Source organism: Streptomyces sp. RKAG290 (assembly GCF_023701695.1).
Taxonomy (GTDB): domain Bacteria; phylum Actinomycetota; class Actinomycetes; order Streptomycetales; family Streptomycetaceae; genus Streptomyces.
In genome coordinates this window covers 764,238-783,960 of record NZ_JAJOZC010000001.1, presented here as the reverse complement: position 1 = coordinate 783,960, position 19,723 = coordinate 764,238, and the positions used below count along the sequence as shown (strand labels likewise).

The 19,723-nt window shown below is 71.4% G+C and carries 20 protein-coding genes; 13 read left to right on the top strand and 7 right to left on the bottom strand.

What is annotated here, in order from left to right:
* Window positions 1-49: 49 nt before the first annotated feature.
* Window positions 50-1,732 carry an ABC transporter family substrate-binding protein gene (locus tag LNW71_RS03355; protein WP_250966846.1) on the top strand — a complete coding sequence of 561 codons (1,683 nt, stop codon included), beginning with the start codon at window positions 50-52 and terminating at the stop codon, window positions 1,730-1,732.
* 82 nt (window positions 1,733-1,814) lie between these two features.
* Here the strand turns inward: LNW71_RS03355 and LNW71_RS03350 are convergent, their stop codons facing one another.
* Window positions 1,815-2,615 (bottom strand): IclR family transcriptional regulator, encoded by an 801-nt coding sequence (locus LNW71_RS03350; protein WP_250966845.1) that lies wholly within the window; start codon window positions 2,613-2,615, stop codon window positions 1,815-1,817.
* Window positions 2,616-2,925: 310 nt separating this feature from the next.
* On the opposite strand from LNW71_RS03350, the gene allB reads away from it, so the two are divergent.
* The 3 genes from allB to LNW71_RS03335 all read left to right on the top strand — a co-directional run bounded on the left by allB (window position 2,926) and on the right by LNW71_RS03335 (window position 5,825).
* Window positions 2,926-4,284: an allantoinase AllB gene (allB, locus tag LNW71_RS03345; protein ID WP_250971886.1), complete on the top strand. Its 1,359-nt coding sequence runs from the start codon at window positions 2,926-2,928 to the stop codon at window positions 4,282-4,284.
* Between the two features lie 2 nt (window positions 4,285-4,286).
* The gene (gene alc / locus LNW71_RS03340) at window positions 4,287-5,402 is read left to right on the top strand and encodes an allantoicase (protein WP_250966844.1); all 1,116 of its coding nucleotides are present in this window, start codon (window positions 4,287-4,289) and stop codon (window positions 5,400-5,402) included.
* 93 nt (window positions 5,403-5,495) lie between these two features.
* Window positions 5,496-5,825 carry a putative quinol monooxygenase gene (locus LNW71_RS03335; protein WP_250966843.1) on the top strand — a complete coding sequence of 110 codons (330 nt, stop codon included), beginning with the start codon at window positions 5,496-5,498 and terminating at the stop codon, window positions 5,823-5,825.
* Between the two features lie 37 nt (window positions 5,826-5,862).
* On the opposite strand, the gene LNW71_RS03330 is transcribed toward LNW71_RS03335, so the two are convergent.
* From LNW71_RS03330 to LNW71_RS03315, 4 genes are all read right to left on the bottom strand, one after another.
* Window positions 5,863-6,693: an aldo/keto reductase gene (locus tag LNW71_RS03330; RefSeq protein WP_250966842.1), complete on the bottom strand. Its 831-nt coding sequence runs from the start codon at window positions 6,691-6,693 to the stop codon at window positions 5,863-5,865.
* A gap of 103 nt (window positions 6,694-6,796) precedes the next feature.
* Window positions 6,797-7,549: a 3-oxoacyl-ACP reductase family protein gene (locus tag LNW71_RS03325; RefSeq protein WP_250966841.1), complete on the bottom strand. Its 753-nt coding sequence runs from the start codon at window positions 7,547-7,549 to the stop codon at window positions 6,797-6,799.
* Between the two features lie 140 nt (window positions 7,550-7,689).
* Complete coding sequence (locus tag LNW71_RS03320; protein WP_250966840.1) at window positions 7,690-8,307, bottom strand: TIGR03086 family metal-binding protein; 618 nt, start codon at window positions 8,305-8,307, stop codon at window positions 7,690-7,692.
* A gap of 142 nt (window positions 8,308-8,449) precedes the next feature.
* Window positions 8,450-9,094: a TetR/AcrR family transcriptional regulator gene (locus tag LNW71_RS03315; protein WP_250966839.1), complete on the bottom strand. Its 645-nt coding sequence runs from the start codon at window positions 9,092-9,094 to the stop codon at window positions 8,450-8,452.
* Between the two features lie 148 nt (window positions 9,095-9,242).
* Between LNW71_RS03315 and LNW71_RS03310 the strand changes: the two genes are divergently transcribed.
* On the top strand, window positions 9,243-10,166 hold the full coding sequence (locus LNW71_RS03310; protein ID WP_250966838.1) for a DMT family transporter: 924 nt from the start codon (window positions 9,243-9,245) through the stop codon (window positions 10,164-10,166).
* Here the strand turns inward: LNW71_RS03310 and LNW71_RS03305 are convergent.
* Window positions 10,156-10,359 carry a hypothetical protein gene (locus tag LNW71_RS03305; RefSeq protein ID WP_250966837.1) on the bottom strand — a complete coding sequence of 68 codons (204 nt, stop codon included), beginning with the start codon at window positions 10,357-10,359 and terminating at the stop codon, window positions 10,156-10,158. The genes LNW71_RS03310 and LNW71_RS03305 overlap by 11 nt on opposite strands.
* Window positions 10,360-10,505: 146 nt before the next feature.
* On the opposite strand from LNW71_RS03305, the gene LNW71_RS03300 reads away from it, so the two are divergent.
* From LNW71_RS03300 to LNW71_RS03280, 5 genes are all read left to right on the top strand, one after another.
* The gene (locus LNW71_RS03300; protein WP_250966836.1) at window positions 10,506-11,723 is read left to right on the top strand and encodes a histidine kinase; all 1,218 of its coding nucleotides are present in this window, start codon (window positions 10,506-10,508) and stop codon (window positions 11,721-11,723) included.
* Window positions 11,720-12,439 carry a response regulator transcription factor gene (locus LNW71_RS03295; protein WP_250966835.1) on the top strand — a complete coding sequence of 240 codons (720 nt, stop codon included), beginning with the start codon at window positions 11,720-11,722 and terminating at the stop codon, window positions 12,437-12,439. The genes LNW71_RS03300 and LNW71_RS03295 overlap by 4 nt, the downstream gene beginning before the upstream one ends.
* A 90-nt stretch (window positions 12,440-12,529) precedes the next feature.
* Window positions 12,530-13,708, top strand: coding sequence for a cytochrome P450 (locus LNW71_RS03290; RefSeq protein WP_250966834.1), 1,179 nt, complete (start codon window positions 12,530-12,532; stop codon window positions 13,706-13,708).
* A 17-nt stretch (window positions 13,709-13,725) separates the two neighbouring features.
* Window positions 13,726-14,145: a PaaI family thioesterase gene (locus LNW71_RS03285; RefSeq protein WP_250966833.1), complete on the top strand. Its 420-nt coding sequence runs from the start codon at window positions 13,726-13,728 to the stop codon at window positions 14,143-14,145.
* 11 nt (window positions 14,146-14,156) lie between these two features.
* Window positions 14,157-15,353, top strand: a complete 1,197-nt coding sequence (locus LNW71_RS03280) for a cytochrome P450 (protein WP_250966832.1) — start codon at window positions 14,157-14,159, stop codon at window positions 15,351-15,353.
* A 30-nt stretch (window positions 15,354-15,383) separates the two neighbouring features.
* On the opposite strand, the gene LNW71_RS03275 is transcribed toward LNW71_RS03280, so the two are convergent.
* On the bottom strand, window positions 15,384-16,388 hold the full coding sequence (locus LNW71_RS03275; protein ID WP_250966831.1) for a Gfo/Idh/MocA family oxidoreductase: 1,005 nt from the start codon (window positions 16,386-16,388) through the stop codon (window positions 15,384-15,386).
* 363 nt (window positions 16,389-16,751) lie between these two features.
* Between LNW71_RS03275 and LNW71_RS03270 the strand changes: the two genes are divergently transcribed.
* The 3 genes from LNW71_RS03270 to LNW71_RS03260 are packed head-to-tail and all read left to right on the top strand — an operon-like array spanning window position 16,752 to window position 19,641.
* On the top strand, window positions 16,752-17,735 hold the full coding sequence (locus LNW71_RS03270) for a substrate-binding domain-containing protein (RefSeq protein WP_250966830.1): 984 nt from the start codon (window positions 16,752-16,754) through the stop codon (window positions 17,733-17,735).
* Window positions 17,732-18,781, top strand: a complete 1,050-nt coding sequence (locus LNW71_RS03265; protein WP_250966829.1) for an ABC transporter permease — start codon at window positions 17,732-17,734, stop codon at window positions 18,779-18,781. Before LNW71_RS03270 ends, LNW71_RS03265 begins: the two co-directional genes overlap by 4 nt.
* A complete protein-coding gene (locus LNW71_RS03260; protein ID WP_250966828.1) occupies window positions 18,778-19,641 on the top strand; it encodes an ATP-binding cassette domain-containing protein in 864 nt (287 codons plus the stop codon). Before LNW71_RS03265 ends, LNW71_RS03260 begins: the two co-directional genes overlap by 4 nt.
* The last annotated feature ends 82 nt before the right edge of the window (window positions 19,642-19,723 follow it).

Below are 19,723 nucleotides of genomic sequence, written 5' to 3'. Positions count from 1 at the left end.
CCGCCGGGCTCCCTGTCCACTCCACCGAACCAGAAGGAACCATTTCGCCATGCGCGCCAGACTTGCCCTGCCGATCGCCCTCGTCGCCGCCGTCTCCGTCGCGGCCACCGCGTGCCAGTCCTCCTCCGGCAAGGACACGGACGGTCCGGACGGGAAGGACGCCCCCAAGGCCGCGTCGGCTGCCGTCGACTACAACCCCCAGCCGTACGAGAAGATCAAGGACGGCGGCACGTACACGACGGTCGGGACCTTCGACGACCAGGGCAACCCGTTCAACGTCAATGCCACATTGACCGCGTCCCGGGTCTGGGGCTGGTACAACGCCGCCGCGATCACGTACTCGCCCACCGGCGAGGTGCAGTACAACCCGGACTACTACAGCGACGTGAAGGTCGCCGTCGAGGGCGGCAACCAGAAGGTCACCCTGACGATCAACCCGAAGGCCACGTTCAACGACGGCACGCCGGTCGACTGGACGGCGATCAAGGCCACCTGGAAGGCCAACAACGGCTCGGACAAGGACTTCGCGGCCTCGTCCACGGACGGCTACGACCAGATCACCTCCGTCGAGCAGGGCAAGAACGCCAAGCAGGCCGTGATCAGCTTCAAGGGTGTCAACGCCTCCTGGTCGACCCTGTTCACCACCTTCCTGCATCCCAAGGCCGCCACGGTCGACAACTTCAACAAGGCGTACGTCAAGAAGGCCCACCCGGAATGGGGCGCGGGCCCGTACACCGTCGGCAAGTGGGACACGCACTCGGGCAACATCACCTTCGTCCGCAACCCGAAGTGGTGGGGCAAGAAGGGCAAGCTCGACAAGCGCGTCTACGTCAACCTGGAGCCGACCGCGGCGGTCAACGCCTTCAAGAACGGCCAGCTCGACTACACCTCCGCCGTCGACGCGGAGAGCCTCAAGCAGATCAAGGGACTCAAGGGCACGGAGATCCGCAGCGGCGGCAGCCCGTTCGAGTACTCGCTCTACTTCAACACGAAGTCCGCGGTCCTCGCGGACAAGGCCGTCCGCAAGGCCATCGAGCAGAGTGTCGACCGCGCGCAGATCGCGAAGATCCAGTTCCAGGGGCTCGACTACAAGGAGCCGCTGCCCGGCTCGGCCGTGCTGTACAGCTTTCAGAAGGGCTACGAGGACAACCTCTCGGCCGTACTGAAGTACGCACCGGACGAGGCCGGCAAGAGCCTCGACGCGGCAGGCTGGAAGCCCGGCTCGGACGGGGTCCGCGTCAAGGACGGCAAGAAGCTCGAAGTCGGGTACACGCTCCTGGGGGACGACCCGCTGGAGAAGGCCACCGCCGGCGCCTTCGCCGCGATGCTGAAGCCCGTCGGTATCGACCTCGTCATCAAGAAGGGTGACGACGCGGACTTCTCGAAGGTGCTCAGCGACCGCAGATTCGACCTCTTCCTGTCGGGCAACCGCTCCATGGACCCGTACGGGGCCCGCTACCTGTGCGACTTCTACTGCTCGGACCGTGACTCCAACATCACCGGCGCGGGCTCGCCGGAGCTGGACAAGGAGATCCGCGCCACGACCGGGATCGCCGACCTGGACGAGCAGGCCGCGGCGGTCAACAAGGTCGAGCAGAAGGCGCTCAAGCAGTACGCCTTCCTGCCGCTCTTCAGCGGCCCGTCGACCTACGGAGTGAAGAAGGGGCTCGCCAACGTCGGCGCGACCATCTTCTACACCCCGCTTCCGGAGACCGTCGGCTGGGAGAAGTGACGCACGGCTGACCGAACAGGTCGGCCCCCTGCGCGACGTGCCTGGCGCCGCACCGCATCGGCGGTGCGGCGCCAGGCACGTCTCAGCCCGCCGAAACGCTGCTGGCCAGTGCCTCGGACAGTTCCTTGGCGGCCTGCTGCAGGATCGGCACGATCCGCTCGGTGGCCGCCTCGGTCACCCGGCCCGCCGGACCGGAGATCGAGATCGCGGCAGAGGTGGGGGAGTCGGGTACCGAGACCGCCAGGCAGCGGACCCCTATCTCCTGCTCGTTGTCGTCCACCGCGTAGCCCGCCCTGCGGACCTGCTCCAGCGCGTCCAGGAAGCCGTCGGGCGTGGTGATCGTCTTCTCGGTGGCGGCCGGCATCCCGGTGCGCGCGAGCAGTGCCCGTACCTCGTCCGGCGGGGTGTGGGCCAGCAGCGCCTTGCCGACGCCGGTGGAGTGCGGCAGCACCCGGCGGCCCACCTCGGTGAACATGCGCATCGAGTGCTTGGACGGCACCTGCGCCACGTACACGATCTCGTCGCCGTCGAGCAGCGCCATGTTCGCGGTCTCGCCGGTCTCCTCGACCAGCCGCGCGAGATACGGGCGGGCCCAGGTGCCGAGCAGCCGGGACGCGGACTCGCCGAGCCGGATCAGGCGCGGGCCGAGCGCATAGCGCCGGTTGGGCTGCTGGCGGACATATCCACAGACCACAAGCGTGCGCATCAGCCGGTGAATGGTGGGCAGCGGCAGTCCGCTGCTCGCGGAGAGCTCACTCAGACCGACCTCGCCCCCCGCATCGGCCATCCGCTCCAGCAGATCGAAGGCGCGCTCAAGGGACTGCACACCGCCGCTGGGTCCGGCGGGCTTGGAGTCGGAAGTGCTGGCGTGGGACGGCGGCACGTCAACGGTCCTTTCGAAGCGGAAGAGCAAGGCAGCAGCCTACCGGGCGCTTCCCGATCGGCCCACTGTTCCACGGTCGGCGTCCTGGCCGGTCAGGGCCCGTTTGTCCGGGTGTCCGCAGACCCCCCGGTGGTTCTGCCGCACCGTGTCTGGCCTATTCTACATTCCGCTCTGTGAAATTAGTCTTTTACTTTGTGGAAACCTCCAGTGGATGTCCGAGTGGTCCGCCGGTTGCCCGACGCAGAGAATGGGGGTCTTGACGGGCCGCTTTCCCGAGTGAAGACTCCTTCAACAGTTCGTTGAATTAATGATGTGGGGAGCACGGGTGTCCGCTACGGACGAGAAGCTGGTACTGCGCTCGACGCGCGTCGTCACTCCCGAGGGGACGCGGCCCGCCACGGTCGCCGTCGCCGCCGGGAAGATCGAAGCGGTCCTGCCGTACGACGCCGAGGTGCCGCCGGGCGCCCGGCTCGAGGACTTCGGCGACGATGTGCTGCTGCCGGGGCTCGTGGACACCCATGTCCACGTGAACGACCCCGGGCGCACCGAGTGGGAGGGGTTCTGGACCGCCACCCGCGCCGCCGCGGCCGGCGGGATCACCACCCTGCTCGACATGCCGCTCAACTCGCTCCCGCCGACCACCACCGTCGAGAACCTGCGCGTCAAGCAGCAGGTGGCCGCCCCCAAGGCGCACATCGACACGGGCTTCTGGGGCGGTGCGATCCCCTCGAACGTCAAGGACCTGCTACCGCTGTACGAGGCCGGCGTCTTCGGCTTCAAGTGCTTCCTGTCGCCCTCCGGCGTCGAGGAGTTCCCCGAACTGGACCAGGAGCAGCTGGCCCGGTCGATGACGGAGATCGCCGGCTTCGGCGGCCTGCTGATCGTGCACGCCGAGGACCCGCACCACCTGGAGTCCGCGCCGCAGCGCAGCGGCCCCGCCTACGCCGACTTCCTCGCCTCCCGGCCGCGCGACGCCGAGAACACCGCGATCGAGGGGCTGATCGCCCACGCCAAGCGGCTGAACGCCCGCGTCCACGTACTGCATCTGTCCTCCAGCGACGCGCTGCCGCTGATCGCCGCCGCCAAGCGCGAGGGCGTCCGGGTCACGGTCGAGTCCTGCCCGCACTTCCTCACCCTCACCGCCGAGGAAGTCCCCGACGGCGCCACCGAGTTCAAGTGCTGCCCGCCCATCCGCGAGGCGGCCAACCAGGACGCGCTGTGGGCGGGTCTCGCCGACGGCACCATCGACTGCATCGTCTCCGACCACTCGCCCTGCACCACCGACCTCAAGACGCCGGACTTCGCCTCCGCGTGGGGCGGCATCTCCTCCCTCCAGCTGGGGCTGCCCGCCATCTGGACCGAGGCCCGCAGGCGCGGCCACTCGCTCGACGACGTCGCCCGCTGGATGTCGGCCGCCCCCGCCGAGCTGGCCGGACTGCGCAACAAGGGCGCGATCGAGGCCGGCCGCGACGCCGACTTCGCCGTCCTGGCCCCCGACGCGACCTTCACCGTCGACCCGGCCGAGCTCTTCCACCGCAACCAGGTCACCGCGTACGCCGGCCGGACCCTGCACGGGGTCGTCCGGTCGACCTGGCTGCGCGGCGTGCGGATCGCGGCGGACGGCACCCTCGCCGAACCCACCGGCCGCCTCCTCGAAAGGACCCGCTGACCATGACGGCGACAGCGCACTTCACCGGCGACGCGAGCCCCTACGGCGGCGGCGACCCGTACGCCGACTACCGCACCGCGGACTTCCCCTTCACCCACCTCGTCGACCTCGCCGACCGGCGTCTCGGCGCGGGGGTGATCGCCGCCAACGACGAGTTCTTCGCGGAGCGCGAGAACCTGCTGAAGCCGGAGCCCGCCCACTTCGACCCCGAGCGCTTCGGCCACAAGGGCAAGATCATGGACGGCTGGGAGACGCGCCGCCGCCGTGGCGTGAGCGCCACCCAGCCCCACCCCGTGGACGAGGACCACGACTGGGCGCTGGTCCGCCTCGGTGCGCCCGGGGTCGTGCACGGAATCGTCGTCGACACCGCCCACTTCCGCGGCAACTACCCCCAGGCGGTCTCCGTCGAGGCGGTCTCCCTGCCCGGCTCCCCGTCACCCGAGGACCTCTGCGCCCCCGACGTGAAGTGGACAACACTCGTACCCCGTACGGCAGTCGGTGGCCACGCGGCCAACGGGTTCGCCGTCGGGACGCGACAGCGCTTCACCCACCTGCGGGTCAGCCAGCACCCCGACGGCGGCATAGCCCGGCTCCGGGTGTACGGCGAAGTCGCCCCCGACCCCGCCTGGCTGACGGCGCTCGGCACCTTCGATCTGGTCGCGCTGGAGAACGGCGGCCGGGTGGAGGACGCCTCCGACCGCTTCTACTCCCCGGCGACCAACACCATCCAGCCCGGCCGGTCCCACAAGATGGACGACGGCTGGGAGACCCGGCGCCGGCGCGACAAGGGCAACGACTGGATCCGCTACCGCCTGGTCGAGCAGGCGGAGATCCGGGCGGTCGAGATCGACACCGCCTACCTGAAGGGCAACTCCGCGGGCTGGGCGAGCCTTTCGGCCCGGGACGGGGAGGGCGGCGAATGGGCCGAGGCACTGCCCAGGACCCGGCTGCAGCCCGACACCAACCACCGCTTCGTGCTGCCGGAGGCCGTGCGGGCCGGCGAGGTGCGCATCGACATCTTCCCGGACGGCGGAATCTCGCGGCTGCGGCTCTTCGGCGCGCTGACCGAGCAGGGCGCGAAGCGGCTGGCCGCCCGCCATGTCGAGCTGGGCGGCTGACCCGAGCCCCTCCGGCAGCTGCCCGTATTCGGGCGATACCGTACGGCTGCGGGACCCTGCCCGGGTTGCCGCACGCCCCGAGCAGGAGTCGTCATGATCTTCATCGCCGTCAGGTTCACCGTCCGCAGCGCCGAGCGCGACAACTGGCTCCCGGCCGTCGAGGACTTCACCCTCGCCACCCGGCAGGAGCCGGGCAACCTGTTCTTCGACTGGTCCTACAGCGTGGAGAACCCGGACCAGTTCGTGCTGCTGGAGGCGTTCGCCTCGGCCGAGGCGGGTGCGGCGCATGTGAAGTCCGCGCACTTCGCGGCGGCGCTGGACCGGATGGCGGACCTGGTGGCGTCGACACCCGAGATCATCAACGTCGAGGTGCCGGGCGAGGGCTGGTCGCGGATGGCGGAGCTGCAGCCGCGCACGAGCTGAGACGGGGCCGCGGCGCAACCGCGCCGCGGCCCGCCGCTCAGAACTCCTCGTGCGCCTCGGGGTCCCCGCCGAACCGCTCCCGCGGTCCGGCTGCGATGCGCGCCAGCTCGTCCGCGGTCAGCTCGAAGCCGAACAGGTCGAGGTTCTCGCCCTGGCGCCCCGGGTCGGCGGACTTCGGGATCGGCACGGCCCCCAGCTGGGTGTGCCAGCGCAGCACCGCCTGTCCGGGCGTCACGCCGTGCGCCCGGGCGACGGCGACCGGTCCGGGGTCGGCCAGCAGGTCATGGCCGCGGCCCAGCGGGCTCCAGCTCTCCGTGACGATGCCCTTGGCGGCGTGCACGGCCCGGAGCTCCTCCTGCGGCAGCCGCGGATGCATCTCGATCTGGTTGACGGCGGGCAGCACCCCCGTCTCCCGCTCCAGCCGGGCGAGGTGCTCCGCGGTGAAGTTGGAGACCCCGATCGACCGGACGAGCCCGTCCTCGCGGAGCCGGATCATGGCCTTCCAGGTGTCCACGTACAGATCGACGCGCGGCAGCGGCCAGTGGATGAGGTAGAGGTCCACGTAGGTCAGGCCCAGGTTGCGGCGGGACTCCTCGAACGAGGCCAGTGTCTTCTCGTAGCCGTGATGCCGGCCCGGCACCTTGGTGGTGACGAAGACGTCCTGACGGGGGACGCCGCTGCGGGCGATCCCGCGGCCGGTGCCGGTTTCGTTGCCGTAGTTCAGCGCCGTGTCGACGAGCCGGTAGCCGAGCCCCAGGGCCCCGGCGACGGCTTTCTCCGCCGCGTCGTCGTCCAGCGGCCAGGTGCCGAGCCCGACTGCGGGGACGGTACGGCCGTCGTTCAGGGTGTGCGCCGGGGTCTCGGACATGATCTTCCCTTCTCGCCGGATGGCTGCCCGGCCAGCCTATGGGCTGTCCCGTGGTCCGGACGGGGGACCGGTGGCAGGGTGGGGCCCCACCCTGCCACCGGGCTCAGGCGGCGTGACCGCCGTCCACCACGATCTCCGTGCCGGTGATGTACGCGGCCTCGTCCCCGGCCAAGTAGGCGATCAGGGACGCCACTTCACCGGTCGTCCCGAACCGGTCCAGTGCCGTCCCGGCCCGCTGTCCGGCGGCGAACGGGCCGTCCGCCGGATTGAGGTCGGTGTCCACCGGCCCCGGCTGGACCAGATTGACGGTGATTCCCCGCGGGCCGAGCTCGCGGGCGAGCGGCTTGGTGAGGCCGGACAGTGCCGACTTGCTCATCGCGTAGAGCGTGCCGCCGGGGCCGCCCGCGAACCGGCTCAGGGCCGTACCGAGCGAGATGATGCGGCCGCCGCGCTCCATCACTCCGGCCGCCGCCCGGCAGGCCAGGAAGACGGCCCGCACGTTGACGGCGAGCACCCGGTCGACATCGGCGGTGGTGAGTCCTTCGATCGGGCCGAGGACGCCGATGCCCGCGTTGTTCACCAGGACGTCGAGACGGCCGAAGGTCTCCGCCACCCGGTGCACCGCCGCCGGGACGGCCTCCGGGTCGGCCGAGTCGGCGCGCAGGGCGACGGCGCGGCGGCCGCACGCCTCGATCTTCCGCACGACCTCCTGTGCGGCGTCCTCGTCCCGGGCGTAGGTCAGTGCCACATCGGCCCCGTCCCGGGCGAGCCGCAGGGCGGTCGCGGCGCCGATGCCGCGGCTGCCGCCGGTGACGAGCGCGGTCCGGTTCGAGCTGACGGTGCTGGTGCTGTTCATCAGGGGTTTCCTGTCCTTGCCGGTGGTACTGGCTGTTGGCTGACAAGAACAAGAAAAGCCCTTCGCCGGACCGGATACCGGCGGGAAACGGACGCCCACTCCGGTACGGCTCAGGGATGCTCGCCCGGCTGGCTGCCTGGTCAACTCCCCTGCGAAGGGCTCCAGTCGGGTGAGCGGCCGAGCGTCGTCAGGACGATCCGGAAGGTGTCCGTCCCCGCCCCGTCCTCGGGGGCCAGGGCGGGCGCGAAGGCCGCGTCCGGCCGTTCGCGCCGCTGCCCGCCGGGTACCCGCAGCGCGATCGGCAGCGCGGCCTCGACGACGGCCGGCGGGAACCCGGTCCGCATCCCGAGCGTGGCCGCCGCGTCCCAGGAGTGCACGACGTAGTCGATGAAGTGGAAGCCGATCGCGGTGGGTGCGGCGAACGTCGTGGCGGCGTCGATCTCCGGAAGCGTGAACCGCGCGTCGAGCACGCCGGGTTGTGCGAACGCCGCAAGCACCAGGTCGGCCGTCTCGCGGTACCGGGCGGCCGGATCGTCCCCGTCGAAGGAAGGGGTCTGCCACACGGCCGCATCGCCCCCCTCGCCCCGCGCGGCGGCGGCGAATCCGAGGTGCTGGGCGCCCATGTGCTCTACGAGGCGGCGCAGATTCCAGCGCGAGCAGGGCGTGGGCCGGTCCCAGTCGCCGCGGCCGGCGCTCTCCACGACGCGTACCGATTCCAGCACGGCGGCGCGGTCGAGTCGCACGATGTCGATGTCCATGTCCGGTTCCCTCTGCTCGGCATGCTGGCCATGACTGCCTACAAGGATACAACTGGACGAACGATCGTGCTGTTAGTTTCACCCGGAGGGGCACCGCACACCTGCCGGGACGTTTCCCCCGGCCTTCTGCGGATCGGCCCTTCTACGGTTCGGGCGGCAGGGACGACGGATCCACCGCCACCGCCCGCAGCCGCCCCAGGATCGCGCGCGCCGCCCTCGTATAGCTCTCGGAGCTGTCGCGGAGGACAGAGTCGCCGTTGGCCAGCTCCAGGAACGCGATGATCTCGAAGGCGAGCTGGGGGACGTCGCAGTCCGCCCGGATCTCGCCCAGCACCCGCGCCTCCTCGATCCGCCGCTCCACGAAGGCGACCCAGCCGGCCTGTGCGGCGACGATCGCGTCGTGCACCGCGCCCTCGCGCGCGTCGAACTCGGCGATGGCCGCGTAGAAGAAGCAGCCGCCCGGGAACACCCGCTGTTGCGAGTACGCGATCCAGCGCTCGTACAACTGCCGGATCCGCCCCAGCCCGGCCGGCGCGGCCCGCACCGGCTGCACGACGTGCTCGTCGTACACCGCGACGGCGGCGCGCACGGTGGCCAGCTGGAGCTCCTCCTTGGAGCCGAAGAGGGCGAAGACGCCGCTCTTGCTCAGCCGGAGCTCGGTGGCGAGCCGGCCGAGCGAAAGGCCTTCCAGGCCCTCCACCGACGCGACCGCGGCGGCGTGCGCGAGGACCAGCTGCCGGGTGCGGTTGCCCCGTTCAACCCTTCCGTCCTGGCGTGCTCCCGCCATCTGACGACTCCGTGCTCGGTGAGGTTCGGGGCGGCCGTCGGGCCGGTCCCTGGGCTCCCATTCTAGGAGGGCGGGCGGTACCGTGATCGTTCCGCGTGCGAGCCAGTGAGGTCTCCACACCGTGTCTGTGGAGAACTCAGGAGTCCGGGTGTCCTCGATCGCCGTGCCCACCCTCGCCCCGCCGCGCCGGGCATGGCTCACCGATCTGCCCGTGCTGCTCGTCGCGGTGGTCTGGGGATCCAGCTACCTGGCCGCCAAGGGCATCACCACGACGCAGACCGTCATCGCCGTCCTCGTTCTCAGGTTCGCCGTCGTGCTGCCGGTCCTGGTGATCGCCGGACGACGCCGGCTGAGGGCGCTGAGCGCGGCCCAGTGGCGCGGTGCGGGGCTGCTCGGCCTGGTGCTCAGCGGGATCTTCCTGGTGGAGACGTACGGCGTCGTGCACACCTCGGCGACCAACGCCGGGCTCATCATCAGCCTCACCATGATCTTCACCCCGCTCGCCGAGGCCGCCGTGACACGGGTCCGGCCGACCGGTACCTTCCTCGCCGCCGCCGGACTCTCCGTGGCCGGTGTCGTGCTGCTGACCCAGGGCGGCGGATTCACCAGCCCCTCGGGCGGCGACCTGCTGATGCTGGCCGCCGCCCTCGCCCGTACGCTCCACGTGCTGCTGATGGCGCGCATCAAGTCCGTCCGGTCGGCGGACTCGCTGTCGCTGACGACCGTCCAGCTCGGCAGCGCCGTGGCCGTCTTCGCGATGCTGGCCGCCATGCCCGGCACCGGGGAGTCGCCGTGGTCGGTGGCGGCCGGTTTCGGGGTCCGGGAGTGGAGCGGGCTGCTCTTCCTGTCGGTGTTCTGCACGCTCTTCGCGTTCTTCGTGCAGATGTGGTCCGTGCGCCGCACCTCGCCGTCCCGGGTCAGCCTGCTGCTCGGTACGGAACCGCTCTGGGCCGCCGCCGTCGGCATCGCGATCGGCGGCGAACGGCTGGGCGTTCCCGGGGTCGCGGGTGCGCTGCTGGTGCTGGCCGGCACGGCCTGGGGGCGCCGCAGCGCGGACGCCGCTACTCCTTGACCGCGTCCGAAGCGATCATGATGGCGATCCCCGTCACCACCAGCACGATGTTGACGAAGAGCGTGTACTCGCCGAGGAAGGTGAGGCGCCGCACCACGCTGAAGAACCGGAACCAGTCGAACCATTCGTGGAGCAGCCCGGCGCCGCCCTGGACGAGGACGATGAAGCCGACCGACTCGCAGAGTTTCTTCATGGGAGCGAGCCTGGCGGCCGGGGCGCCGGCGCCGCGTCGGCCGGTCGTCTGCGCCGCTGGGCCGAAAGTCTTCCCTTCCGCGACTTTGGTCGCCTCCCGGCCCCGATCCGCCGGAAGCCGCACATCCGCTGCGTAGCTTTGTCGATATGACGCGTACGGAGTACCCCTGGCTGCTTCCCTCGGCGATGGCCGACCCCGAGCTGCCCGGCGACCGGGGCGCCCGGTCCCGCCGTACGGTGCGCGACTGGGTCGTCGACCTCACGGCGTTCCTCTGTGCGGCGGGGATCGGGATGGCGACCGTGGCCGCGATCGACGCCGACCACAGCACGCCCGACGGCGTGGTCTTCGTCGACTCGCTGATCGGCGCCGCGGCCTGCTGCGCGCTGTGGGTCCGGCGGCGGTGGCCGGTCGGACTCGCCGTAGCTCTCACGGTGCTGTCCACGGTGGAGCCCGTCGCGGCCGGCGCGCTGCTGGTGGCGCTGTTCAGCGTGGCCGTGCACCGGCCGTTCCGCCCCGTCGCGTTCGTCGGCGCGGGCGCCCTGGCCGTCGCCCCGCTCCAGCCGTATCTGCGCCCCGACCCGAACACCTCGTTCATCGCGTCCACGATCATCGGTGTGCTGCTGATCCTGCTGGTGCTCAGCTGGGGCATGGTCGTACGCTCCAGACGCCAGCTCGTCGTCACGCTGCGCGAGCGTGCCAGGCGCGCCGAGACCGAGGCCGGACTCCGGGCCGAACAGGCGCAGCGGCTGGCCCGCGAGGACATCGCCCGCGAGATGCACGACGTCCTCGCCCACCGGCTGACCCTGCTCAGCGTCCACGCCGGCGCCCTCGAATTCCGGCCCGACGCACCCCCGGCCGAGGTGGCCCGCGCCGCAGGAGTCATCCGGGACAGCGCACACGAGGCGCTCCAGGACCTCCGCGAGATCATCGGCGTCCTGCGCAGCCCGCGCGACAGCGAGGGTGACCGGCCGCAGCCCACCCTCGCCACCATGGACTCGCTGATCGCCGAGTCCCGGCTGGCCGGGATGAAGGTCACCCTGGACAACCGGCTCGCCGACCCGGCCGCGGCGCCCGCCGCCACCGGCCGCACCGTCTACCGCATCGCCCAGGAGGGCCTGACCAACGCCCGCAAGCACGCACCCGGCGCCGAGGTCGCCGTCACGGTCGGCGGCGGTCCGGGGCAGGGGATCACCGTCGAGGTGCGCAACCCGGCCCCAGACCGGCCCTTCGAGCAGGTGCCCGGATCCGGCCAGGGCCTCATCGGGCTGACCGAACGGGCGACCCTCGCCGGGGGCCGCCTCGACCACGGACCGGAACCGGGCGGCGGATTCGCGGTCCGGGCCTGGCTACCGTGGGCGTCATGACCACCCCGACTCCCACGCCTCCGGCGGCCAGGCCCGTCCGGCTGCTCATCGTCGACGACGACCCGCTCGTACGGGCCGGGCTCACCCTCATGCTCGGCGGCGCCGCCGACATCGACATCGTGGGGGAGGGGGCCGACGGCAGCGAGGCGGCCGAACTCGTCGACCGGCTCCGGCCGGACGTGGTCCTGATGGACATCCGGATGCCGGTCATGGACGGGCTGACCGCCACCGAGGCACTGCGCAGCCGCCCGGACGCGCCCGAGATCGTCGTCCTGACCACGTTCCACGCCGACGAACAGGTGCTGCGCGCGATCCGGGCCGGCGCCGCCGGCTTCGTGCTCAAGGACACCCCGCCCGCCCAGATCGTCGACTCCGTGCGGCGGGTGGCGGCCGGTGACCCGGTCCTGTCGCCCGCAGTCACCCGGCAGTTGATGGCCCGCGCGGCAGGCCCCGGCCAGGAGGAGAAGGCGGACCGCGCCCAACGGGCGCGCCGACGGCTCACGTTGCTCGCCGACAGGGAGCGCGAGGTGGCGATCGCCGTCGGGCACGGCCGCTCCAACGCCGAGATCGCCGCGGCGCTCTATCTGAGCGTCGCCACCGTGAAGACGCAGGTGTCACGCATTCTCGCCAAGTTCGAGTTCAACAACCGCGTCCAGATCGCCCTGCTGGTCCACGACGCGGGCCTGCTGGACGACGGTGACGGGGACACGGCCTGAGCGCAACCCTTCGTCCGGACCGGGCCCGGCGGCATACGCTGTTCGGGCCGGTCCTGGCGGCCGGCCCGAACAGACCGGGAGGGTGGGCCCTTGTCCGAAGTCGAGGTAGACCTGCGTGGAGTCGCGGACTTCACCGCGAATCCGCATCCGTACTACGCGAAGCTGCGCGCGGCGGGTCCGGTGCACGCCGTCCGCACCGACGACTTCGACCGGGTGTGGCTCGTCGTCGGGTACGACGAGGGGCGCACCGTCCTGGCCGACCAGCGGTTCGGCAAGGACTGGCGGACGCTGCCGGGACAGGTGGGCACGGGCGACCCGATCAACGCCAACATGCTGGAGATGGACGCACCCGACCACACCCGGCTGCGCAAGCTGGTCGCCCGGGAGTTCACCCCGCGCCGGGTCGAGGCGCTGCGGCCCCGCGTGCAGCAGATCACCGACGGACTGCTCGACGCGATGCTGCCCGCAGGGCAGGCGGACCTGGTCGACGCGCTCGCCTTCCCGCTGCCGATGACCGTCATCTGTGAGCTCATCGGCGTGCCGGACCTGGACCGGGACGGCTTTCGCCGGCTGTCGAACGACGTGGTCTCCCCGGCCGGTGCGCAGGAGGAGGGCGAAGCGGTCCGGGCCATGGGCGCCTACCTCGCCGAACTGATCGAGGACAGACGCCGCTCGCCCGGCGATGACCTGCTGAGCGCACTGATCGCCGCACGGTACGAGGACGATAAGGGGCTGTCGCCCGACGAACTGGTCGGCATGGCCTTCCTGCTGCTCGTGGCCGGCCATGAGACCACGGTCAACCTGATCTCCAACGGCGTGCGGGCGCTCCTGGCGCATCCCGCTCAACTTGCCGTCTTGCGGGCAGACTTCGGGCTGATCGACGGCGCGGTGGAGGAGATGCTCCGGTACGAGGGGCCGGTGGAGACCGCCACCTTCCGCTTCACCCGGGAGCCGGTGACGATCGGCTCCACCCGCATCGCGGCCGGTGAACCGGTCCTGGTCGCCCTGGCAGGCGGTGACCGTGACCCCGCCCGCTTCCCGCAGCCCGACAGCTTCGACATCCGGCGTGACGCCCAGGGACACCTGGCCTTCGGGCACGGAGTGCACTTCTGCCTGGGTGCGCCGCTGGCCCGGATGGAGGGGCGCATCGCGATCCGGACGCTCCTGGAGCGGTGCCCGGGCCTGGAGCTCGATCCGGACGCCGGGGAGCCCGACTGGCTGCCGGGGATGCTGATCCGCGGAACACGCACGCTCCCCGTGCGCTGGTGAGGAGTGAAGGGAACGCCATGACCGGACTCGACCTGCGCACGGCCCAGAAGGTGCTCGACAGCCAGCCCTTCAGCGGGCTCGTCGGCGCGCACCTCACGGAGTTCGGCGGCGGCGCGGCCACCCTGGAGATCGAGGGGCGCGCGGAACTCCAGCAGCAGAACGGCTTCCTGCACGGCGGCGTACTCGCCTACGCCGCCGACAACGCGATCACCTTCGCCGCCGGAACGACGCTCGGCCCGGCCGTGCTCACCGGCGGCTTCTCGATCCAGTACCTCCGTCCCGCCACCGGCACCGCACTCGTCGCCCGGGCGGCGGTCGTCCACACCGGCCGCCGGCAGGCCGTCGTGCGCTGCGATCTGTTCGTCGTGGGAGAGGGCGGCGCGGAGAACCTCTGCGCGGTCGCCCAGGGCACCGTGCTGAGCGCCACATCATCCTGAAGGAGCCTGCCTTGACCACGGAAGCCATAGTCGACCTCGGAGCGCTCGGCGAGCGGTTCACCCGCGATCCCTACCCCGTCTACGCGGAGCTGCGGGCCCGCGGCCCCGTCCACCGGGTCCGCATCCCGGAGGGTACCGACGCCTGGCTCGTCGTCGGGTACGAGGAGGGCCGGGCCGCGCTCGCCGACCAGCGGCTCTCCAAGCAGTGGCGCAACGCCTCACCCGCGCTCGGCGTCCACCAGGTCGCCTCGGGGACGTCCATGCTCAGCACGGACGCGCCCGTCCACACCCGCCTGCGCAAGCTGGTGACCCGGGAGTTCACCCCGCGCCGGATGCAGCAGCTCGTCCCGCGTGTGCAGCAGATGACGGACGAGCTGCTCGACACGATGCTGGCGCGGCCCGGCCGCGCGAGCGACCTCGTCGAGTCCCTGGCGTTCCCGCTGCCGATGTCCGTCATCTGCGAACTGCTCGGGGTGCCCTTCCTGGACCGCGAGGCCTTCCGGGCGTGGTCCAACACGGTGGTGTCCTCCATCGACGCCGGGGCACGCCGGGCGGCGACCGCCGAGATGTCCGGCTTCCTGACCGGGCTGCTCAGCGACAAACGGAAACAGCCGGGCGAGGACCTGATGAGCGCGCTGATCCACACGGCCGACGAGGAGGGTGACCGGCTCTCCGGCGAGGAACTGATGGGGATGGCCTGGCTGTTGCTCGTCGCGGGCCACGAGACGACGGTGAACCTCATCGCCAACGGGGTGCTCGCCCTGCTCACCCACCCGCAACAGCTCGGCGCCCTGCGCGCCGACCCCGGCCTCATCGACGGCGCGGTGGAGGAGATGCTCCGCTACGCGGGACCCGTCGAGACACCCACGTACCGCTTCACCACCGAGCCGCTCGACATCGCGGGCACGGTGATCCCGGGCGGCGGCGAGCTGGTCCTGGTCGCGATGGCCGATGCCAACCGCGACCCGGACCGCTACCCGGACCCGGACCGTTTCGACATCACCCGGGACGCCCGCGGGCACGTCGCCTTCGGCCACGGAATCCACTACTGCCTGGGAGCGCCGCTGGCCCGGATCGAGGCCGCGGTCGCCATCGGGTCGCTGCTGGAGCGCTGCCCGGAGCTGGCGCTGGACGCGGATCCGCAGACGCTGGACTGGCGTACGGGGATGCTCATCCGGGGGCCGGAGGCGCTGCCGGTCAGGTGGTGAGGCACCGACGGCCTCCGTGCGCGGTCCGGTTCAGGCCCCCGGGATCTCGGTGAGCTCCACGGGCCGGCGTTCCCGCCGTGAGACCTCGCACGCCTCGGCGACCCGCAGGGCGTGCAGGGCCTCCCGGCCGTCGCACGGGTTGGCCGCCTCGCCACGCACCAGGCGCACGAAGGCGTCCAGTTCGGCCTCGTACGCCGGGCCGAAGCGCTCCAGGAAGCCCGGCCACGGCTTGGCCGGGGCGCCGGGGCCCTGTGGTTCGGCCGAGGTGAGCGGCGTGCGCTCGTCGAGGCCGACCGCGATCTGGTCCAGCTCGCCCGCGAGCTCCATCCGCACGTCGTACCCGGCGCCGTTGCAGCGGGTCGCCGTCGCCGTGGCGAGGGTGCCGTCGTCGAGTGTCAGCAGCGCCGCCGCGGTGTCCACGTCACCGGACTCGCGGAACATCGCGGGCCCGCGGTCCGAGCCGGCGGCGTACACCTGGGCCACCTCACGGCCCGTCACCCAGCGCACCATGTCGAAGTCGTGGATCAGACAGTCCCGGTACAGCCCGCCGGAGAGCGGCAGGTAGGCCGCGGGCGGCGGCTCCGGGTCGGAGGTCACCGTGCGGACGGTGTGCACCCGGCCGAGCGCCCCGCTCCGCACCGCGGCCCGCGCCGCCGCGTACCCCGCGTCGAACCTGCGCATGAAGCCCAGCTGGAGCACGCTCCCGGCCCGCTCGGCCTCGCGCAGGGCGGCCAGCGTGCCCGTCAGGTCCAGCGCCACGGGCTTCTCGCAGAACGCGGGCAGCCCGGCGCGGGCGGCCCGGCCGATCAGCTCGGCGTGCGCGGCGGTGGCCGAGGCGATGACCACGGCGTCCAGGCCCGCTTCGAACACCTCGGCGGCGGAGCCGACGGCGACCGCTCCGGTCCGGCCCGCGACAGCGGCGGCGCGGGCGGGGTCGGTGTCCGTCACCACCAGGGCGTCCACCGAGGGGTGGCGGGACAGCATGCCCGCGTGGAAGGAACCGATCCGGCCGGTGCCGATGAGTCCGATGCGCATGGACCCAACGTGCCGTGCACCGGCAACGCTGTCAACTATATGTCCTGACAAATGGGGGCCCATTTCGGACAGCGCGGATTTCCGTGCCCCCGCACGGTGACAGCGCCCGGCGACTTCAATACGGTGACGGAGGCTTCCCGGCTTCCCGCACGGTGACGGCGACGGCGCACGGCCGCCCCCGGCGCCGTACGCGCCCCGGCCCCGACCACACGCGCGGCGCCCTGCCGGGCGACGGCGGCGGGGGCTCGGGGATACTTGCCCAGCCGGGCCGGGACCGCACGGGCCCCGGCTCCACCAGCAGCACAACGAGCAGCACAAGAAGGGCACGGCGTCGTGGCAAGGGTTCGGACAGGGGTACGTGCGATGGGCGCCGTGCTAGCGGCGGTGCTCGGGGCGTCCCTCATGGGATGCAGCAGCACCGGCGGCAAGCGGGCGGAGGAGCGTGCGGAGCAGGCCGCCGCCGAGGGCCGGTCCGCGGTGAACACGCCCCGCTGGACCTTCGCCATGGTCACCCACTCGGGCGATGGCGACACCTTCTGGGACATCGTCCAGAAGGGCGCCGACATGGCGGCCAAGAAGGACAACATCAACTTCCTGTACTCGCACAACGACGAGGCGCAGCAGCAGGCCCAGCTCGTCCAGGCCGCCATCGACAAGAAGGTCGACGGGCTGATCGTCACGCTCGCCAAGCCCGACGCGATGAAGGCCGTCGTCGCCAAGGCCGCCAAGGCCGGCATCCCGGTGATCACGGTGAACTCGGGTTCCGCGGAGTCCAAGAAGTTCGGCGCGCTCACCCACATCGGCCAGGACGAGTCCATCGCGGGCGAGGCCGTCGGCGACGAGCTCAACACGCGCGGCCGCAAGAAGGCCCTCTGCATCCTGCACGAGCAGGGCAACGTGGGCCACGAGCAGCGCTGCGCCGGAGCGAAGAAGACCTTCGACGGCGAGATGCAGAACCTGTACGTCGAGGGCACCAACATGCCCGACGTCCAGGCCTCCATCGAGGCGAAGCTCCAGGCCGACAAGGACATCGACGCGGTCGTCACCCTCGGCGCGCCGTTCGCGGACGCCGCCGTCAAGGCGAAGGAGACCGCGGGCAGCAAGGCCGAGGTCGACACCTTCGACCTGAACGCCAAGGTGGCCGCCGAGCTCAAGGCCAAGACCCTCGGCTTCGCCGTCGACCAGCAGCCCTACCTCCAGGGCTACGAGGCCGTCGACCTGCTCTGGCTCTACCGCTACAACCGCAACGTGCTCGGCGGCGGCCTTCCGGTCCTCACCGGCCCGCAGGTCATCACCTCGAAGGACGCCGGGCAGCTGGCGCAGTACACGGACCGGGGAACGCGTTGAGCGCGCCCGGCCGGCCCGCCCCCGCCGGGGCGGACGAGCGGCTGCTGCGCACCTCACCGTTCCGCAAGCTGCTCGGCCGCCCCGAGCTGGGTTCGCTCGTCGGCGCGGTGGCGGTCTTCCTCTTCTTCGCGATCGTCGCCGACAGCTTCCTGCGCGCCACCAGCTTCGGCACGGTCCTGTACGCGGCCTCCACCATCGGGATCATGGCGGCACCGGTCGCCCTGCTGATGATCGGCGGCGAGTTCGACCTCTCCGCGGGCGTGATGGTCACCAGCTCCGCGCTGATCTCGTCGATGTTCAGCTACCAGATGACCGCCAACGTCTGGGTCGGCGTCTTCGTGTCGTTGCTGGTCACGCTGGCCATCGGGGCCTTCAACGGCTTCATGCTGACCCACACCAAACTGCCGAGCTTCATCATCACGCTCGGCACGTTCCTGATGCTGACCGGGCTGAACCTCGGCTTCACCAAGCTGATCAGCGGGACCGTCTCGACGAAGACCATCGGGAACATGGAGGGCTTCTCCTCGGCCCGCAAGCTCTTCGCCTCGGAGTGGACCGTGGGCGGCGTCGAGCTCAAGGTGACCATCCTGTGGTGGGCCGTCCTCGTCGCGATCGCCACCTGGATCCTGCTCCGCACCCGCTTCGGCAACTGGATCTACGCGGTCGGCGGCGGAGCCGACGCGGCCCGCGCGGTCGGCGTCCCGGTGATCCGTACGAAGATCGGGCTCTACCTCGGGGTGGCCTTCGCCGCCTGGATCTCCGGGCAGCACCTGCTGTTCAGCTACGACGTCGTGCAGTCCGGCGAGGGTGTCGGCAACGAACTCACGTACATCATCGCCGCCGTCATCGGCGGCTGCCTGATCACCGGCGGCTACGGCTCCGCGATCGGCTCGGCGGTCGGTGCCTTCATCTTCGGCATGACCGGCAAGGGCATCGTGTACGCGGAGTGGGACCCCGACTGGTTCAAATTCTTCCTCGGAGCCATGCTGCTCCTGGCCACCCTGCTCAACGCATGGGTACGCAAGCGCGCGGAGGCGACGAAATGACGGCCCCCCAGGCACCGAACGGGCCGGCGGACACCGACCGGCGGGCGCTGATCGAGCTCGACCACGTCAGCAAGTTCTACGGCAACATCAAGGCGCTCCAGGACGTCTCGCTGGAGGTCCGGGCCGGCGAGATCTCCTGTGTCCTCGGCGACAACGGCGCGGGCAAGTCCACCCTCATCAAGATCATCGCGGGGCTGCACCAGCACGACGCCGGAACCTTTCTCGTGGACGGCGAGGAGACCACGCTCGCCAACCCCCGCGACGCCCTGGACCGGGGCATCGCCACGGTCTACCAGGACCTCGCCGTCGTCCCCCTGATGCCGGTCTGGCGGAACTTCTTCCTCGGCTCCGAGCCGACGACCGGCGCGGGCCCCTTCAAGCGCCTCGACGTCCGGCTGATGCGCGAGACGACCCGCTCCGAGCTGCTGCGGATGGGCATCGACCTGCGCGACGTCGACCAGCCCATCGGCACCCTGTCCGGCGGCGAACGCCAGTGCGTCGCCATCGCACGGGCGGTGCACTTCGGCGCCAAGGTGCTGGTCCTGGACGAGCCGACGGCGGCGCTCGGCGTCAAGCAGTCCGGGGTCGTCCTCAAGTACGTCGCGGCCGCCCGGGACGCCGGTCTGGGCGTGGTGCTGATCACGCACAACCCGCACCACGCGTATCTGGTCGGTGACCGCTTCGTGCTGCTCAAGCGGGGTGCGATGGCCGGCAGCCACACCAAGGACAGCATCACGCTGGACGAGCTGACCCGCCAGATGGCGGGCGGCAGCGAGCTGGAGGAGCTCAGCCACGAGCTGGAGCGGGCCCCCGCCCCGGACCTGCCGGGCATCCCGCCGGTGAAGGGCGACACCCCGTAGCTCCGCCGCCCCGGCCGACCCCGTCCGGCAGCCCCGGGCCACCGGCAGTGGCAGAATCGGGGCAGACGGGCACCGTCCGTCG

Bases quoted from the DNA above. Each gene is read 5' to 3' on its own strand.
- LNW71_RS03285 (WP_250966833.1), top strand. From the start codon at position 13,726: ATGACCGGACTCGACCTGCGCACGGCCCAGAAGGTGCTCGACAGCCAG.
- LNW71_RS03275 (WP_250966831.1), bottom strand. From the start codon at position 16,388: ATGCGCATCGGACTCATCGGCACCGGCCGGATCGGTTCCTTCCACGCG.
- LNW71_RS03320 (WP_250966840.1), bottom strand. From the start codon at position 8,307: ATGGACATCGACATCGTGCGACTCGACCGCGCCGCCGTGCTGGAATCG.
- LNW71_RS03260 (WP_250966828.1), top strand. From the start codon at position 18,778: ATGACGGCCCCCCAGGCACCGAACGGGCCGGCGGACACCGACCGGCGG.
- LNW71_RS03305 (WP_250966837.1), bottom strand. From the start codon at position 10,359: ATGAAGAAACTCTGCGAGTCGGTCGGCTTCATCGTCCTCGTCCAGGGC.
- LNW71_RS03300 (WP_250966836.1), top strand. From the start codon at position 10,506: ATGACGCGTACGGAGTACCCCTGGCTGCTTCCCTCGGCGATGGCCGAC.
- LNW71_RS03295 (WP_250966835.1), top strand. From the start codon at position 11,720: ATGACCACCCCGACTCCCACGCCTCCGGCGGCCAGGCCCGTCCGGCTG.
- allB (WP_250971886.1), top strand. From the start codon at position 2,926: ATGTGGGGAGCACGGGTGTCCGCTACGGACGAGAAGCTGGTACTGCGC.
- LNW71_RS03335 (WP_250966843.1), top strand. From the start codon at position 5,496: ATGATCTTCATCGCCGTCAGGTTCACCGTCCGCAGCGCCGAGCGCGAC.
- LNW71_RS03330 (WP_250966842.1), bottom strand. From the start codon at position 6,693: ATGTCCGAGACCCCGGCGCACACCCTGAACGACGGCCGTACCGTCCCC.
- LNW71_RS03315 (WP_250966839.1), bottom strand. From the start codon at position 9,094: ATGGCGGGAGCACGCCAGGACGGAAGGGTTGAACGGGGCAACCGCACC.
- LNW71_RS03325 (WP_250966841.1), bottom strand. From the start codon at position 7,549: ATGAACAGCACCAGCACCGTCAGCTCGAACCGGACCGCGCTCGTCACC.
- LNW71_RS03355 (WP_250966846.1), top strand. From the start codon at position 50: ATGCGCGCCAGACTTGCCCTGCCGATCGCCCTCGTCGCCGCCGTCTCC.
- alc (WP_250966844.1), top strand. From the start codon at position 4,287: ATGACGGCGACAGCGCACTTCACCGGCGACGCGAGCCCCTACGGCGGC.
- LNW71_RS03270 (WP_250966830.1), top strand. From the start codon at position 16,752: ATGGGCGCCGTGCTAGCGGCGGTGCTCGGGGCGTCCCTCATGGGATGC.